This is a genomic window from Enterobacter sp. 148H3, from assembly GCF_034107425.1.
Classification (GTDB): Bacteria; Pseudomonadota; Gammaproteobacteria; order Enterobacterales; family Enterobacteriaceae; genus Enterobacter; species Enterobacter vonholyi.
On record NZ_JAWNEI010000004.1, the window covers coordinates 36,193 to 52,216 of the forward strand.

Sequence of the window (16,024 nt, forward strand, 5' to 3'; positions counted from 1 at the left end):
TGACATTTCTCCTGTTGAAATAGCGATATTCCAAAAGGATCAGGATCTACCATGTCTTCTATCGTCGACACATCACTTTCAAACCTGCCGCAGCCTAAATCCGGCTGGCAACTCTTCAAAAAACTGGCTTTCGGTGAGATCGCGCCCGGGCTGGCATGGGAAAAAACCGCCTACAGACGTAAGTTCATGCTGCGTTCACTGGCGACACCGCTCAGCACCGCTCGCCTGCTGTCTGACCTTGCAGAACATCCGCACCTGATGCAAATGCTCCAGGTTCAGCCGGGACTGCCCTGCCGCCTTCATCGTCCGTGGTTGACGGTCAATATGGATAGACAGCGTACGCTGGAATCGCTGTCATGGCACTATCAGATGATGTGTCGCCAGCTGCCGGCAAAGCTGACCAGTGGTTATCTTTCAAAGCAGGGCGTGACTCTGCTGACCTTAACCGGAAAAGATGAACAGCAATTTACCGTCCGTCTGTGTGCCGATGCGTTTATGGATAAAGAGGGAGAAGCTACCCTCGTTTTCTGTGACGGTCAAAATACGGCGCTGGCGGAGATGACCTTTACCCTCTGCCAGTTTGAGGGAAAATCGACGCTGTTCATTGGCGGTTTGCAGGGCGCAAAAGCGCATGTTCCGCATGAGCTGATCCAGGGTGCGACGAAAGCCTGCCATGGCCTGTTCCCGAAACGTCTGCTGGTCGAGGCCGCCATGACCCTCGGCGCCGCGTTCCCGGTAGAGCAAATTGTCGCCGTCAGTAACGATACGCACATTTATCGCAGCTGGCGCTACCGCAAGAAAAAAGAGGGGAAACTGTTGGCCGATTACGACAGTTTCTGGATCTCCATCGGCGGTGAAAAGCAGGACAGCGGTAACTTTATGCTGCCGCTCGTCATGCCGCGTAAACCGATGGAAGAGATCGCCAGCAAAAAGCGTTCCGAATATCGCCGCCGCTACGAGCTGCTGGATAGCCTGATTCAGCAGGTGAAACAGGCGACCCAACGTTAATCTGCTCTCCCGCGAGCCAGCCACAGCACGCGGGAGAACATCTTCCGCAACAGGGTCGGTACAGCCTCCACGCCCCGCCTCCCCGCCTCCGTCGCCACTTCAATGGCTAAATCCGGTTTTGAGGAACGATGAATAGCTTTGGCGATCACGCGCCGCATATTCATCGGGACATCGACCGGCACCATGGCAATTCGGTGGAATACGTCGTCAAACCCCTGACGATACATAAAGTGTTCCATGTCCATGGCGGGCAGCATAGTTAAATGGTCGCGCTCTTCCTCTCGCTCGTTACTCAGCAGGCTTCGCACGGTCGAGGCATATTTTTTGCCAGCCTCATCGCCGTCGACCAGAACGTGCCACTCGATCCCCATCCGGCGGGCAAATTTTATCAGTGGCTTTAATCCCGACTGGGCGAACTCGATAACCTTGATGCCTTCCGCATCAAAATGGTGGCCGCACTGGCGCGCCAGTTCGTTGATGACCCAGGTTTCCGTTTCCCCCTCAACCAGCAGCCAGCAGCGGGCAAAGAGCGACGACGCCCGGTTAAAGCGAATATGGAAAGCGATGCGCCGCCCGTCTTCCGCGTTCAAACCGCCCGGCCCAAGCCGGAAAGCGGAGACGCGGGAGGATTCACGCACCAGGCGACAGACGTGTTCTACCGGCGTCAGCGATAATAGCTCCCCGGAATTGGTGGTCGTGACACGCTGGAGCGGCAGCAGATTCAGCAGATGCCATGCCACGGAGAGCATGATGGGATGGAGGCGCGTTTCCGGGTCTTCCACCAGCAGCAGCGGCCGGGCGTCCCGGTCAAGACGAACGGTGCCTTTGGCCTGCAGAAGCGTTGAAAACAGCCCCAGCAGAATCACCCGATGGGTACGACCTCCGGGCCGGTCGATCATCCGGTTAATGATGTCGAGATAACGCCAGCTTCGCTGCTCATCATGAGAGCGGCGGCGCATCAGGCGATGGCGCGACTCAGACGTTCCCTGTTCGGAAAAATAGTGCTCCAGAAGCTGTACCATTGCGGACAACCCCTGACGAATTTGGCCATCAGTAAGATTCTGCGGACGCGACACCAGCTCTCTTGCCAGAAAATCCAGCTCGCGGGCGGTGACTTCCACTTCCGGCATATTGGGTACGGTACCGTTACGAATACGCCGCATAAAACGCGCATCGCGCAGGCGTAACACAGGCGTCAGACGGATCAGGTGACGGGCCAGATCGTCGATATTGTCCAGCGGGATGGGGTTAGCTTTCTCATCGAGAAAATCACGCAGGGTGAGTACCCCCTCGTTCTCCGCCATCTCACCTTCCAGCCGGTAGAAAATCCGTTGAAAACCGTCATCGCACGGCACCCAACAGGGTGACAGCGGGCGGAAGCGACGCACGCGGTGACGTCCGGGCTCGGATTCGCGGAACGTCAGGATGATGTGCAGGTGCTTCTCGCGCCCCGTCACGTCGCCGGGTGGAAACCAGAAATCGTCGCGGACAAAGTGATACAGATCGTCCTCGGGCGAAAGCAGTAGCGTCAATGCATCCAGCAGGCTGGACTTGCCCCACGCGTTCTCGCCGATCAGGACGTTGTTTTGCTCCAGCTGCAGTGACAGGCGGTTAATACCGCGAAACCCGACAATTTCCACACGTTCGAGAAGCATAAATCCCCCGACAAATGATCACTTTTTCCTTCAAGTTATCAGCAGTATAGCGGGAGGTGCTCTGTCACGACAGCATAACATTCACCCTTACAAGAATTGGTCTATGCTCTATTTACCGCTGATTTGAACAAGGATTGACATCACATTGCCTTAAATCAAATTAATCGAATTTATTTAAGTGGCGAAGGGATGTTGTTGGTTTCTAAAATACGGGCTCTTCGAGTCGTCATCCCTTTATGGCGATATATCCCGCGCGCGGGAAAGCGTGCGGAAATTTTTGAGGTGGTTATGTTTAGAAAATTGGCAGCAGAATGCTTTGGTACATTCTGGCTGGTATTTGGTGGCTGCGGTAGTGCCGTTCTGGCAGCAGCATTCCCGGAATTAGGCATTGGTTTTGTCGGCGTCGCGCTGGCTTTTGGTTTAACCGTGTTAACCATGGCGTTTGCCGTCGGGCATATTTCCGGCGGTCATTTTAACCCGGCCGTGACATTAGGTTTATGGGCCGGCGGTCGTTTTCCGGCGAAAGAGGTAATTGGTTATATTGTGGCGCAGGTGGTTGGCGGTATTATTGCGGCTGGCGTTCTGTACGTAATTGCCAGCGGTAAAGCCGGGTTCGACGCGGCGGCCAGCGGCTTTGCCTCTAACGGCTTCGGCGAGCATTCTCCGGGCGGCTACTCCATGTTGTCTGCCATCGTGATTGAAATTGTGCTGACCGCCGGCTTCCTGCTGGTGATCCACGGCGCAACCGACAAACATGCGCCAGCTGGTTTTGCCCCGATTGCCATTGGTCTGGCGCTGACGCTTATCCACCTGATTTCTATTCCGGTCACCAACACCTCCGTTAACCCGGCACGCAGTACCGCCGTCGCCATCTTCCAGGGCGGCTGGGCGCTTGAGCAGCTGTGGCTGTTCTGGGTGATGCCAATTATCGGTGGTATCCTGGGCGGCGTGCTGTACCGCACCCTGCTGGAAAAACGCGATTAATTGCTCGCGGTGTCGGGTGGCGCTAACGCTTACCCGACCTACGTGAGAATGCACTTGTAGGCCGGGTAAGGCGCAGCCGCTACCCGGCTCTCTTTTGCCGCTTTACTGAACAGCCTTTATTGGGTAGTGTCACTGGCGCTTAACCGATACTCAAAAAGGACCGGCTGTTCATGTTTTCAGGACTCCTCATCATTTTGTTGCCCTTGATCGTGGGCTATCTTATTCCGCTCCATCGTGAATCCGCATTAAGGCTCATTAATCGATTCCTCAGCTGGATTGTCTACGTGATACTTTTCTTTATGGGGATTAGCCTGGCATTTCTGGACAACCTGTCAGCGAATTTACTCTCAATTCTCCATTATTCTGTCGTCACCGTAGTCGTTATTTTGCTGTGCAATATTGCCGCGCTGCTGTGGCTGGAACGCACTATTCCATGGAAAAATCACCATCATCAGGAAAAGCTTCCTTCTCGAATTGCAATGGCGCTTGAATCGTTAAAATTATGCGGCGTGGTGGTGCTCGGTTTTCTTCTTGGGCTGACCGGTTGGGCTTTTTTGCAGCACGCAACTGAGGCCAGCGAATATACGCTGATCTTCCTGCTGTTCCTTATTGGTATTCAGCTGCGAAATAATGGCATGACCCTGAGGCAAATTGTCCTGAACCGTCGGGGAATGATGGTTGCCGTCATTGTTGTCGCCAGTTCAATGGTGGCGGGCGTCATTAATGCCTTTGTGCTCGATCTGCCGCTGAAAACCGGCCTGGCGATGGCATCAGGTTTTGGCTGGTACTCCCTCTCCGGTATTCTGCTTACTGAATCATTCGGCCCGGTGATCGGCAGCGCTGCCTTCTTTAACGATCTGGCGCGAGAGCTGATCGCCATCATGCTGATCCCGAGCCTGGTTCGCCGCAGTCGTTCTACCGCGCTGGGCCTGTGCGGTGCGACGTCGATGGACTTTACCCTGCCGGTATTACAACGCTCCGGCGGGCTGGAGATGGTGCCCGCGGCTATCGTTCACGGCTTCATTTTAAGCCTCCTGGTTCCGGTTCTGATGGCCTTTTTCTCAGCCTGATACTTCTTTGGCGGTAGGTTTCCTGCCGCCAAAATTGCGCTAAATCAATCTCCCTCTATTTTGTAGCAGAAAGCCCTTTTCACCGTTCCGGCACGAGCATAACCTTAAACATGTATATCAAATATAACTTTAACAGGTGTGATTATGTTTTGTGTGCAATGTGAACAAACCATCCGTACCCCGGCAGGCAACGGCTGCTCCTACGCACAGGGTATGTGCGGCAAAACCGCAGAAACATCTGACCTGCAGGACCTGCTGATTGCGGCTCTGCAAGGCCTTTCCGCCTGGGCGTTCAAAGCCCGCGAATACGGCATAGTCGACCACTACGTCGACAGCTTCGCCCCGCGCGCGTTTTTCTCCACGCTGACCAACGTTAACTTCGACTCTCCGCGCATTGTCGGCTACGCCCGCGAAGCGATTGCCCTGCGTGAAGCGCTGAAGGCACAGTGTCTGAAGGCGGATGCCAGCGCCCGCGTGGAAAACCCGATGTCAGAACTTCAGCTGGTCAGCGACGATCTCGGCGACCTCCAGCGCCAGGCGGCAGAATTCACCCCGAACAAAGACAAAGCGGCGATTGGGGAGAACATTCTCGGCCTGCGCCTGCTGTGCCTGTACGGCCTGAAAGGCGCTGCGGCGTATATGGAGCACGCGCACGTTCTGGGTCAGTACGACAATGAGATTTATGCGCAGTACCACAAAATCATGGCGTGGCTGGGCACCTGGCCTGCCGATATGAATGCCCTGCTTGAGTGCTCAATGGAAATCGGCCAGATGAACTTCAGGGTGATGAGCATTCTGGACGCCGGTGAAACCAGCACCTACGGCCACCCGACGCCAACGCAGGTCAACGTCAAGGCTACCGAAGGCAAGTGCATCCTGATCTCCGGTCACGACCTGAAAGATCTCTACAACCTGCTGAAGCAAACCGAAGGCACCGGCGTTAACGTTTATACCCACGGTGAAATGCTGCCCGCGCACGGCTACCCGGAGCTGCGTAAATTTAAGCATCTGATCGGTAACTACGGCAGCGGCTGGCAGAATCAGCAGGTTGAGTTCGCCCGCTTCCCGGGCCCTATCGTGATGACATCTAACTGCATCATCGACCCTACCGTCGGCGCGTACGATGACCGCATCTGGACCCGCAGCATCGTCGGCTGGCCGGGCGTGAGCCATCTTGAAGGTGATGATTTCGGTCCGGTTATCGCCCAGGCGCAGCAGATGGCGGGCTTCCCGTACAGCGAGATCCCGCACCTGATCACCGTCGGCTTCGGTCGCGAGACGCTTCTCGGCGCCGCCGATTCACTGATCGATCTCGTCAGCCGTGAAAAGCTGCGCCACATCTTCCTCGTCGGCGGCTGCGACGGCGCGCGCGGCGAGCGTAACTACTTCACCGATTTCGCCACCAGCGTGCCGGAAGACTGCCTGATCCTGACCCTGGCGTGCGGTAAATACCGATTCAACAAGCTGGACTTCGGCGATATCGAAGGCCTGCCGCGCCTGATTGATGCGGGCCAGTGTAACGATGCTTACTCGGCCATCATTCTGGCGGTCACCCTGGCGGAGAAACTGGGCTGCGGCGTGAACGATCTGCCTCTGTCCCTGGTGCTGTCATGGTTTGAGCAGAAAGCGATTGTCATCCTGCTGACCCTGCTCTCTCTTGGCGTCACCAACATCGTGACCGGACCGACCGCGCCAGGCTTCCTGACGCCGGACCTGCTGGCCGTGCTGAACGAGAAATTCGGTCTGCGTTCCGTGACCAACGTTGAAGACGATATGAAGCAGCTGCTGAGCGCGTAAGGAGGGATTCATGACCATGCCAACCTCACTATGCCCGTGGCGGATGCAGGTTCATCACATCCATCAGGAGACGCCGGATGTGTGGACTCTGTCGCTGTTGTGCCATGACTACTATCCATATCGTGCAGGCCAGTATGCGCTGGTCAGCATTCGCAATTCGGCGGACACCCTGCGCGCCTACACGATCTCCTCGACGCCGGGCGTGAGCGAATACATTACGCTCACCGTCCGCCGCATTGACGACGGCGCGGGCTCCCAGTGGCTGACGCAGGACGTGAAACGCGGGGATTACATCTGGCTGTCCGACGCGCAGGGGGAATTCACCTGTGACGACAAAGCTGACGATAAATTCCTGCTGCTGGCGGCGGGCTGTGGCGTAACGCCGATTATGTCAATGCGCCGCTGGCTGGCGAAGAACCGCCCCCAGGCCGACGTGCAGACGATCTTCAGCGTCCGTTCCCCGGAAGATGTGATTTTTGCCGAGGAGTGGCGTGAATACCCGGTGACGCTGGTGGCTGAGCACAACGCGACCCACGGTTTTGTGCCTGGTCGCCTGAGCCGCGAGCTGCTGCAAAGCGTGCCGGATGTTGCGAACCGAACGGTGATGACCTGCGGCCCGGCGCCGTACATGGCTATCGTGGAAGAAGAAGTGAAAGCGCTTGGCGTAACCCGTTTCTTCAAAGAGCAGTTCTTCACGCCGGTGGCGGAAGCGGCAAGCAGCGGCGTTAGGTTCACCAAACTGCAGCCTGCCCAGACCTTCTTTGGCCGCGTGGGGACCACGCTGCTGGAGGCGCTGGAAAGCAACAAGGTGCCGGTAGCGGCTGCCTGTCGTGCTGGCGTGTGTGGCTGCTGTAAAACCAAAGTGGTTTCCGGTGAGTACACCGTCACCAGCACCATGACGCTGTCCGACGCGGAAATTGCCGAGGGTTACGTGCTGGCGTGCTCGTGCCATCCGCAGGGGGATTTGATCCTCGCATAAACGATAAACGTTCGTTCGTAGGCCCGGTAAGCGTCAGCGCCACCGGGCTTTTTTGCCGGGCGGTACTGCGTTTACCCGACCAACAATTTTACCGCCACGCGGGCGCTTTACCCAGCGCAAACCGCCCTGCCCCTAAAAACGCGACAGCCAGCGAGCCGATAAAGAAGTACACCAGGCTTTCAATCGCCCATGCCCCAACCTTATCAAGGGCGAACGTTTCACCCATTCCCACCATCAGCCACGCCACAATCATCGTAAACGCCAGTACCAGCGCGGCCGGCCGCGTAAACAACCCGACAATAATCAGGATCGGCGCCACGACTTCGCCAACCAACACGCCGTAGGCGATAAATCCCGGCAGCCCTTTTTCCACCAGCATGCCGCTGATAAACCCCACGCCGCCAAAAAGCTTGTGCAAACCGTGAAAAAGCATCAGCCCGCCGACGGCAAGTCGTAACAAGAGTTTGCCAAGATCGTCGCAAGATAGCTTTTCATTAACAGCAATTAACAATGATTTAAACATTTGAAATTATTCCTGTTTTAACTGAGACACTGCCAGATTATGCCGAATAATTGCGCGTGAAAAGCACCTTTTAATTGTGGGGATACGACGGGCAATACGGAGACTTTCTTCTAAGCTTGTAAGCGTTATCACAAAAAGGAGACGGACAACCATGAAACAAACCGTGGCTGCATATATAGCGAAAACGCTCGAACAGGCTGGCGTAAAACGTATCTGGGGCGTCACCGGCGACTCCCTGAACGGACTCAGCGACAGCCTTAACAAGATGAAGACCATCGAATGGATGCCGACCCGCCATGAAGAGGTTGCCGCCTTCGCCGCAGGCGCTGAAGCGCAGCTTACGGGTGAACTGGCCGTGTGTGCGGGCTCGTGCGGACCGGGTAACCTTCATCTGATCAACGGTCTCTTCGACTGTCACCGCAATCACGTGCCGGTGCTGGCGATTGCCGCCCACATCCCCTCGTCCGAAATCGGCAGCGGCTATTTTCAGGAGACGCATCCGCAGGAGCTGTTCCGTGAATGCAGCCACTATTGCGAACTGGTTTCATCCCCGGAGCAGATCCCTCAGGTGCTGGCGATCGCCATGCGTAAAGCCGTGCTGAATCGCGGCGTTTCTGTGGTCGTTATTCCGGGCGATGTGGCCCTCAAGGCTGCGCCGGAAGGGGCCAGCACTCACTGGTATCACGCCCCGCAGCCCGTCGTCACACCAGCAGAAGAGGAGCTGAAAAAGCTGGCGCAGCTGCTGCGTTACTCCAGCAATATCGCCCTGATGTGCGGCAGCGGCTGCGCTGGCGCGCACAAGGAGCTGCTGGAATTTGCCGGAAAGCTGAAAGCCCCGATTGTCCACGCCCTGCGCGGCAAAGAGCACGTCGAGTACGACAACCCCTACGATGTTGGCATGACCGGACTGATCGGTTTTTCCAGCGGCTTCCATACCATGATGAACGCCGACACGCTGATCCTGCTTGGTACCCAGTTCCCGTATCGCGCGTTCTACCCGACGGATGCCAAAATCATTCAGATTGATATCAACCCTGCCAGTATCGGCGCGCACAGCAAGGTCGATATGGCGCTGGTGGGCGATATCAAATCTACCCTTGCAGCCCTGCTGCCGCTGCTGGAAGAGAAAACCGACCGCAAGTTCCTTGATAAGGCGCTAAGCGACTATCGCGATGCCCGCAAGGGGCTGGACGACCTCGCAAAACCAAGCGACAAAGCCATTCACCCGCAGTACCTGGCGCAGCAAATCAGCCATTTCGCGGACGACGACGCCATTTTTACCTGCGACGTGGGCACGCCAACCGTCTGGGCGGCACGCTATCTGAAGATGAACGGCAAGCGTCGCCTGCTCGGCTCGTTCAACCACGGCTCGATGGCCAACGCCATGCCGCAGGCGCTGGGCGCAAAAGCCACGGCGCCGGAGCGTCAGGTGGTGGCGATGTGCGGCGACGGCGGGTTCAGCATGCTGATGGGGGATTTCCTGTCGGTGGTACAGATGAAGCTCCCGCTAAAAATCGTGGTATTTAACAACAGCGTGCTGGGCTTCGTAGCGATGGAGATGAAGGCCGGAGGCTATCTCACGGACGGTACCGAGCTGCACGACACCAACTTCGCGCGCATCGCCGAGGCATGCGGCATCACCGGTATTCGCGTGGAGAAAGCCTCCGAGGTGGATGAAGCCCTGCAGCGCGCCTTCTCCATCGACGGCCCGGTGCTGGTGGATGTCGTCGTCGCCAAAGAAGAGCTGGCGATCCCGCCGCAGATCAAGCTTGAGCAGGCCAAAGGCTTTAGCCTGTACATGCTGCGCGCGATCATCAGCGGCCGAGGCGACGAGGTGATCGAACTGGCAAAAACCAACTGGCTCAGGTAAAACATTTCGCATGACCTCTTAAATTAAAGGGATGTGAAATGATTGATTTACGCAGTGATACCGTTACCCGCCCGAGTCGGGCCATGCTCGAAGAGATGATGGCCGCTCCGGTCGGGGACGACGTCTACGGTGACGATCCGACGGTAAACGAACTGCAGCGCTATGCGGCAGAACTGAGCGGCAAGGAGGCCGCCCTGTTTATGCCGACAGGCACACAGGCGAACCTGGTCGCGCTACTCAGCCACTGCGAGCGAGGTGAAGAGTATATCGTCGGCCAGGGCGCGCATAACTATCTCTACGAAGCCGGCGGTGCGGCCGTGCTCGGCAGCATTCAGCCGCAGCCGATTGACGCCGCGCCGGACGGCTCCCTGCCGCTCGATAAAGTCGCGGCGAAAATCAAAGCCGACGATATTCACTTCGCCCGCACTAAACTGCTCAGCCTCGAAAACACCCACAACGGCAAAGTGCTGCCGCGCGAGTACCTGAAGGCGGCGTGGGAATTTACCCGCGAGCGTAAACTCGGCCTGCACGTGGACGGCGCGCGTATCTTTAACGCCGTAGTGGAGTATGGCTGCGAGCTGAAAGAGATTACGCAATACTGCGACTCGTTCACTATCTGCCTGTCAAAAGGACTGGGCACGCCTGTAGGTTCACTGCTGGTTGGCAATACGGACTACATCAAGCGCGCCAACCGCTGGCGCAAAATGACCGGCGGCGGGATGCGTCAGGCGGGTATTCTGGCGGCTGCTGGGCTGTATGCCCTGAAAAACAACGTGGCGCGTCTGAAGGACGATCACGACAACGCCGCGTGGATGGCGGCGCAGCTGCGCGAGATTGGCGCCGACGTGATGCGCCACGACACCAACATGCTGTTCGTCCGCGTGGGCGAGGATCGCGCCGCTGCGCTTGGCGAATTTATGAAAACACGTGGCGTGCTGATCAACGCCTCGCCTGTCGTGCGCCTGGTCATGCATCTCGACGTGAGCCGCGAACAGCTGGCGGACGTGGTGAAACACTGGCAGGCGTTTTTACAGCGATAAGGAGCATCACGTGCCGCAACGCATTCTGGTGCTCGGCGCCAGCGGGTATATCGGTCAGCATCTCACCGCGGCGTTAAGCCAGCAGGGACATCAGGTGCTGGCTGCGGCACGCAACACCGAACGCCTGCAAAAACTCGGTTTGCCTGGCGTTACCTGCCACAGCGTTGACCTCAACTGGCCGAAGGAACTTCCCGCCCTGCTGGAAGGGGTCGACACGCTTTACTACCTGGTGCACAGCATGGGCGAAGGCGGGGATTTCATCGCCCATGAGCGACAGGTGGCGATGAACGTCCGCGATGCACTGCTGCAAACCCCGGTTAAGCAGGTGATTTTTTTAAGCTCGCTTCAGGCTCCCGAGCATGAGCAATCCGATCATCTGCGTGCCCGCCATCTGACGGCCGAGACCCTGCGCGGCGCCAATATTCCCGTCACCGAACTGCGCGCCGGGATCATCGTTGGCGCAGGCTCCGCCGCCTTCGAAGTGATGCGCGATATGGTCTACAACCTGCCGGTACTCACGCCGCCGCGCTGGGTGCGTTCGCGCACCACGCCGATTGCGCTGGAGAACCTGCTGCATTATCTGGTAGCCCTGCTGGATCGCCCGGCGGAGCAGCACCGCGTGCTGGAGGCGGCAGGCCCGGAAGTGCTGAGCTATCAGGAGCAGTTCGAACACTTCATGCGCGTCAGCGGCCGCCGCCGCTGGCTGATCCCCATTCCCTTCCCGACCCGCTGGATTTCGGTGTGGTTTTTGAATGTGATCACCTCCGTGCCGCCGACGACCGCCAAAGCGCTGATCCAGGGGCTGAAGCACGATTTACTGGCGGACGATCGCGAACTGCGGGCACTCATTCCCCAGGAGCTGATCCGCTTTGACGATGCCGTGCGCAAAACGCTCAAGGAAGAAGAACAGCTGGTGAACTCCAGCGACTGGGGTTACGACGCTCAGGCGTTTGCCCGCTGGCGCCCGGAATACGGCTATTACCCGAAACAGGCGGGCTGCACGGTGAAAACCAATGCCAGCCTGGCCGCGCTGTGGGAAGTGGTGAACCAGATTGGCGGCAAAGATCGGTATTTCTTCGGTAATATCCTCTGGCAAACGCGCGGGGCGATGGACCTGCTGGTGGGCCACAGGCTGGCAAAAGGCCGCCCGGCAAACCCGTATCTTGCGGTGGGCGACACGGTAGACAGCTGGAAGGTGATCATCGTCGAGCCGGAAAAACAGCTGGCGCTGCTGTTCGGCATGAAAGCCCCGGGGCTGGGTCGACTCTGCTTTACCCTGAAAGACAAAGGGGATTATCGTGAACTGGACGTGCGCGCCTGGTGGCATCCGCACGGAATGCCGGGTCTGTTCTACTGGCTGTTGATGATCCCTGCCCACCTGTTTATCTTCCGTGGGATGGCGAAACGCATTGCGCAACTGGCAGAACAAAAGACGGAAAAGATCTAAATAAAACTCTCTTTCTTTCACCTTTCCCATTGCATAGCGCCGTAATTCACGAAAGAATGCGCACGAAATTCTTTTCAACACAGTGGATTGATATGAAGGTACTGGTTACCGGGGCGACCAGCGGCTTAGGCCGAAATGCGGTCGAATTTCTGCGCAACAAGGGCATCAGCGTCAGGGCTACCGGTCGCAACGAAGCGATGGGAAAACTGCTGCAAAAAATGGGCGCAGAGTTCGTCCATGCCGACCTGACGGAGCTGGTCTCCTCGCAGGCGAAAGTGATGCTCGCCGGTATCGACACGCTGTGGCACTGCTCCAGTTTTACCTCCCCGTGGGGAACCCAGGAAGCCTTCGATCTCGCCAACGTGCGGGCTACCCGCCGTCTGGGTGAATGGGCCGTTGCCTGGGGCGTGCGTAACTTTATTCATATCTCGTCACCGTCACTCTATTTCGACTATCACCACCATCGTGACGTGCAGGAAGATTTCCGCCCTGCTCGCTTTGCCTGCGAGTTTGCCCGCAGCAAGGCGGCCAGCGAAGAGGTCATCGACCTGCTGGCGCAGTCAAACCCGCATACCCGCTTTACGGTCCTGCGTCCGCAGAGCCTGTTCGGGCCGCACGATAAGGTGTTTATTCCGCGTCTGGCGCAGATGATGCACCACTACGGCAGCGTGCTGCTGCCGCGCGGCGGCGATGCGCTGGTCGATATGACCTATTACGAAAATGCCGTTCACGCCATGTGGCTGGCAAGCCAGCCGGACTGCGATAAGCTTACCTCCGGTCGCGCCTACAACATCACTAACGGCGAACCCTGCACGCTGCGCAGCATTGTGCAGCGCTTAATTGACGAGCTGCAGATCGACTGCCGTATCCGTTCTGTTCCCTATCCAATGCTGGATATGATTGCCCGCAGCATGGAGCGCTTTGGCAGTAAATCAGCCAAAGAGCCTGCGCTGACGCATTACGGCGTCTCTAAACTTAACTTTGACTTCACGCTGGATATTTCGCGTGCGGAGAATGAGCTAGGGTATAAACCGATTGTGACGCTGGATGAAGGGATTATGCGCACCGCGGCGTGGCTGCGGGATCACGGGAAACTTCCTCGGTAGATCGGGTCCGGCATTTTTACGATGAAAAAAGCGGCAACCCCAAGGTTGCCGTTTGTCATTTTGCTGATTACAGCGCAGTCCACGCGTCCTGCCATGCAATCCCTTTACCAGGCTCGTAGTAGGATGGCGCGTTATTGCACCAGCCGCTGTATGGGTAAGGTTTGCACTGGAACAGCTGGCCGCGGTTGTTAACGATATCGCCTGCTTTCCATTTGGTTTTGGACGTCCAGGTCGGGTAAGTCCCGGTCTGGCCGCCGCTGGCCTGTTTAGGCTGTACGTTCAGCATATAGCTGGTGGTGCTGCTCAGCTCGCCGTCACTGACGGTCAGGTTGATCTGGTACTGCGTCGCCGCTGCCACTTCTGGTGCATTGAAGGTAATAATGGCTTTATCTTCGCCGCTTACGGTCTGGCCGTTCGGAGCCGTCCAGGTATAAGTCAGGTGGTTACCGTCTTCGTCAGTCGAGCCAGACGCGTTCAGAGAAACTGATTTACCCGCTTCAACCGCTCCCACCGGGCCGGAGATTTTTGCTACTGGCGCATGGTTTACAGGCGCTGGCGTATTATCGTCTGGCACCGGCGTGGTGTTGCCTTCGTCCGTTGGGTCGACAGGGGTCGGGGTAGGTGTTGGCGCCGGGGTTGGCGTGACGTTACCGCCGTCGGAAGTCCCGTCTTCACCCACCACGTTCACATTGAAGTAATGCTTCACGCATTTGGTGTAGTCCCCCTCTTTAAAGGCGCAGAATGGCGTCTGGTAACCCACCAGCTGGCAAGAGTAGGTCTGGCCTGATGGAGTATCCGCACTCCATCCCCAGTCCTGTTCCCAGTAGATCTTCAGCGCGCCGGCACCGCCTTCGTCGAACTGTTTCATGTTGGCGCAGCCCAGCACTTCGTTAGAAGGAACTGGTACTTTCAGGTAGTTGGCGAACTCTTTGTAATATTTGATACGGTTTTGAGACTGGGCGATCTCAGTCGGGCCGCCACACTCCACGCCGCCGTTGATGATCTGCGTGGTCACGCCGAAGCCTGGTACCAGACCATTCGCCTTATCGTGATCGTTCGGCTGCCATGTGCCGTCGATAACCTGCAGCATGCTCGGTTTTGGCGGCTGCGGGTAGGCGAAGAAGAAGATCGCGGAAGCAAGGTTCAGCCAGGTGTCCGCCACCAGCTCAGGTTTGTCCAGCAGTACACGTACGTCGCCGTACATCGCTTCAGAGAACGGGCCGTAGTTGTAGTTATAGGAGAGCTGTTTCGCACCGCGACCAAAGTAGCTAACGAAATCGCCATCTTTGTCTTTACCGCACGGCCAGGTCTGACCCTGCCAGACATCCGGGTTACATTCACCGTTGTAGCCGCCCTTCTGACCTTCGCTCCAGCCCATCTCACGCACGTAGACCAGCGCCTGACGCCACTCGGGTTCCGGACGCCAGGACTCGTGGCCTCCGGTTTCCTGCGCGAAGTGCGCGAACATGGTTGCCAGAGACTTACGGCAGATGGCATCGCTGTTACGACCATCGGTATAGGTCTGGCACAGTGCAGGGAATTTACCGACCGCTTTCAGGAAGTTGCTGTAAGTATATTCCGGCGCACGCAGTGGGAAGAGGTAATCCCAGTCGCTGGCCTTGATAATCCCTTCCACGCGCTTGACGTTTTCCGGGTTTGTCGATTTCCCCGGCTCAATTTGTTCCACCAGGCTGTTGTCCAGCGTGCGGATGGTTGACTTCACTGAAGCCATAAGCGGGAAGTTGGTCAACTCCTGCTCTTTCTTCTGCAGATCGCTGGCCTTAACGGTGTAAGGTTCGCTGCTGGCCTGCAGCAGGGTTGCCTGAGCCATAAACGGTGCAACGCATGCGCCCGCGATAAGAACACTGAGTAATGTCCTTTTGTTCATGTCAATAGTCCTCTTAATTATATTAAGGGTCAATAAAAGTTAATTTTTTCGCGGTTTATTTATTAATCATTTAATAAATAAACCCGGGAGCAGTTTCGTTTTATGAAGAACACCAGTCGGTACTCTTCAAAAAACAAAAATCAATAATAATAACGGTTGCGGGTGCTACGTTTTAACTTCTGATATTTATTCCAGACCTTGCGGGCATAGACCATGCGCTGCGCGAAATTCTCTTTTTTCAGGCCCGCGTTATAGGCGCCGACCGCCTCCCAGTTATAGCCATAAATTTTAATCATTCCGGATAATATCGATGCGCCAACCATAATCGAGGTGCAGGGCTCGGTAATTAACCGGTACTCATTAATGCCTTTTCGCTCCAGATCGGAAAAATGTGAACTGTTAATCTGCATCAGGCCGACATCACGCGTGCCATCGTGATTCAATCCAATCGCATTCGGATTCATTCCCGATTCAACATTAGCAATGGCATATAACAGATAAGGATCCACATGATAATAACTGGCGGCTTTATCCCAGCAGTTGGCAAAGACGCTATGGCTTATTACCAGCAACAATAAAAATAACGTTTTCATTTTCAGTCCGGCTCTTTTTCATTGTCTCCTTACGCGGTTATTACTCTTTTCCTGATTTACGGCC

Annotated in this window: 13 protein-coding genes; 9 read left to right on the forward strand and 4 right to left on the reverse strand. The window is 56.6% G+C overall.

Annotated elements, in window-relative coordinates; all coding sequences use genetic code 11:
- The first annotated feature begins 51 nt into the window (after positions 1 to 51).
- Entirely contained in the window at positions 52 to 1,008 is a 957-nt protein-coding gene (locus tag USH94_RS06835) for a VirK/YbjX family protein (protein ID WP_111963909.1), read from the forward strand.
- Here the strand turns inward: USH94_RS06835 and USH94_RS06840 are convergent.
- Positions 1,005 to 2,663 carry an ATP-dependent endonuclease gene (locus tag USH94_RS06840; RefSeq protein ID WP_111963908.1) on the reverse strand — a complete coding sequence of 553 codons (1,659 nt, stop codon included), beginning with the start codon at positions 2,661 to 2,663 and terminating at the stop codon, positions 1,005 to 1,007. The genes USH94_RS06835 and USH94_RS06840 overlap by 4 nt on opposite strands.
- Before the next feature lie 288 nt (positions 2,664 to 2,951).
- Here USH94_RS06840 and aqpZ point away from each other — a divergent pair, with 288 nt between their 5' ends.
- The 4 genes from aqpZ to hcr all read left to right on the forward strand — a co-directional run bounded on the left by aqpZ (position 2,952) and on the right by hcr (position 7,493).
- The gene (gene aqpZ / locus USH94_RS06845) at positions 2,952 to 3,647 is read left to right on the forward strand and encodes an aquaporin Z (protein ID WP_008499998.1); all 696 of its coding nucleotides are present in this window, start codon (positions 2,952 to 2,954) and stop codon (positions 3,645 to 3,647) included.
- 170 nt (positions 3,648 to 3,817) lie between these two features.
- Positions 3,818 to 4,717 carry a lysine exporter LysO family protein gene (locus USH94_RS06850; RefSeq protein ID WP_111963907.1) on the forward strand — a complete coding sequence of 300 codons (900 nt, stop codon included), beginning with the start codon at positions 3,818 to 3,820 and terminating at the stop codon, positions 4,715 to 4,717.
- A gap of 144 nt (positions 4,718 to 4,861) precedes the next feature.
- The gene (gene hcp / locus USH94_RS06855; protein WP_033145071.1) at positions 4,862 to 6,514 is read left to right on the forward strand and encodes a hydroxylamine reductase; all 1,653 of its coding nucleotides are present in this window, start codon (positions 4,862 to 4,864) and stop codon (positions 6,512 to 6,514) included.
- Between the two features lie 10 nt (positions 6,515 to 6,524).
- The gene (gene hcr / locus USH94_RS06860; protein ID WP_111963906.1) at positions 6,525 to 7,493 is read left to right on the forward strand and encodes an NADH oxidoreductase; all 969 of its coding nucleotides are present in this window, start codon (positions 6,525 to 6,527) and stop codon (positions 7,491 to 7,493) included.
- 88 nt (positions 7,494 to 7,581) lie between these two features.
- On the opposite strand, the gene USH94_RS06865 is transcribed toward hcr, so the two are convergent.
- Positions 7,582 to 8,016 (reverse strand): DoxX family protein, encoded by a 435-nt coding sequence (locus USH94_RS06865; protein ID WP_111963905.1) that lies wholly within the window; start codon positions 8,014 to 8,016, stop codon positions 7,582 to 7,584.
- 151 nt (positions 8,017 to 8,167) lie between these two features.
- On the opposite strand from USH94_RS06865, the gene poxB reads away from it, so the two are divergent.
- The 4 genes from poxB (at position 8,168) to USH94_RS06885 (ending at position 13,479) form a co-directional block, all read left to right on the forward strand.
- On the forward strand, positions 8,168 to 9,886 hold the full coding sequence (poxB, locus tag USH94_RS06870; protein WP_041910648.1) for a ubiquinone-dependent pyruvate dehydrogenase: 1,719 nt from the start codon (positions 8,168 to 8,170) through the stop codon (positions 9,884 to 9,886).
- Between the two features lie 38 nt (positions 9,887 to 9,924).
- Complete coding sequence (ltaE, locus tag USH94_RS06875; protein ID WP_111963904.1) at positions 9,925 to 10,926, forward strand: low-specificity L-threonine aldolase; 1,002 nt, start codon at positions 9,925 to 9,927, stop codon at positions 10,924 to 10,926.
- A gap of 10 nt (positions 10,927 to 10,936) precedes the next feature.
- On the forward strand, positions 10,937 to 12,373 hold the full coding sequence (locus USH94_RS06880) for an SDR family oxidoreductase (protein WP_111963903.1): 1,437 nt from the start codon (positions 10,937 to 10,939) through the stop codon (positions 12,371 to 12,373).
- A 92-nt stretch (positions 12,374 to 12,465) separates the two neighbouring features.
- Positions 12,466 to 13,479 carry an NAD-dependent epimerase/dehydratase family protein gene (locus USH94_RS06885; protein ID WP_111963931.1) on the forward strand — a complete coding sequence of 338 codons (1,014 nt, stop codon included), beginning with the start codon at positions 12,466 to 12,468 and terminating at the stop codon, positions 13,477 to 13,479.
- A gap of 67 nt (positions 13,480 to 13,546) precedes the next feature.
- On the opposite strand, the gene USH94_RS06890 is transcribed toward USH94_RS06885, so the two are convergent.
- Both USH94_RS06890 and iagB read right to left on the reverse strand, forming a co-directional pair.
- Positions 13,547 to 15,367, reverse strand: coding sequence for a chitinase (locus USH94_RS06890; RefSeq protein ID WP_111963902.1), 1,821 nt, complete (start codon positions 15,365 to 15,367; stop codon positions 13,547 to 13,549).
- Between the two features lie 140 nt (positions 15,368 to 15,507).
- Positions 15,508 to 15,960: a type III secretion system invasion protein IagB gene (gene iagB, locus USH94_RS06895; protein ID WP_111963901.1), complete on the reverse strand. Its 453-nt coding sequence runs from the start codon at positions 15,958 to 15,960 to the stop codon at positions 15,508 to 15,510.
- Between the last annotated feature and the right edge of the window lie 64 nt (positions 15,961 to 16,024).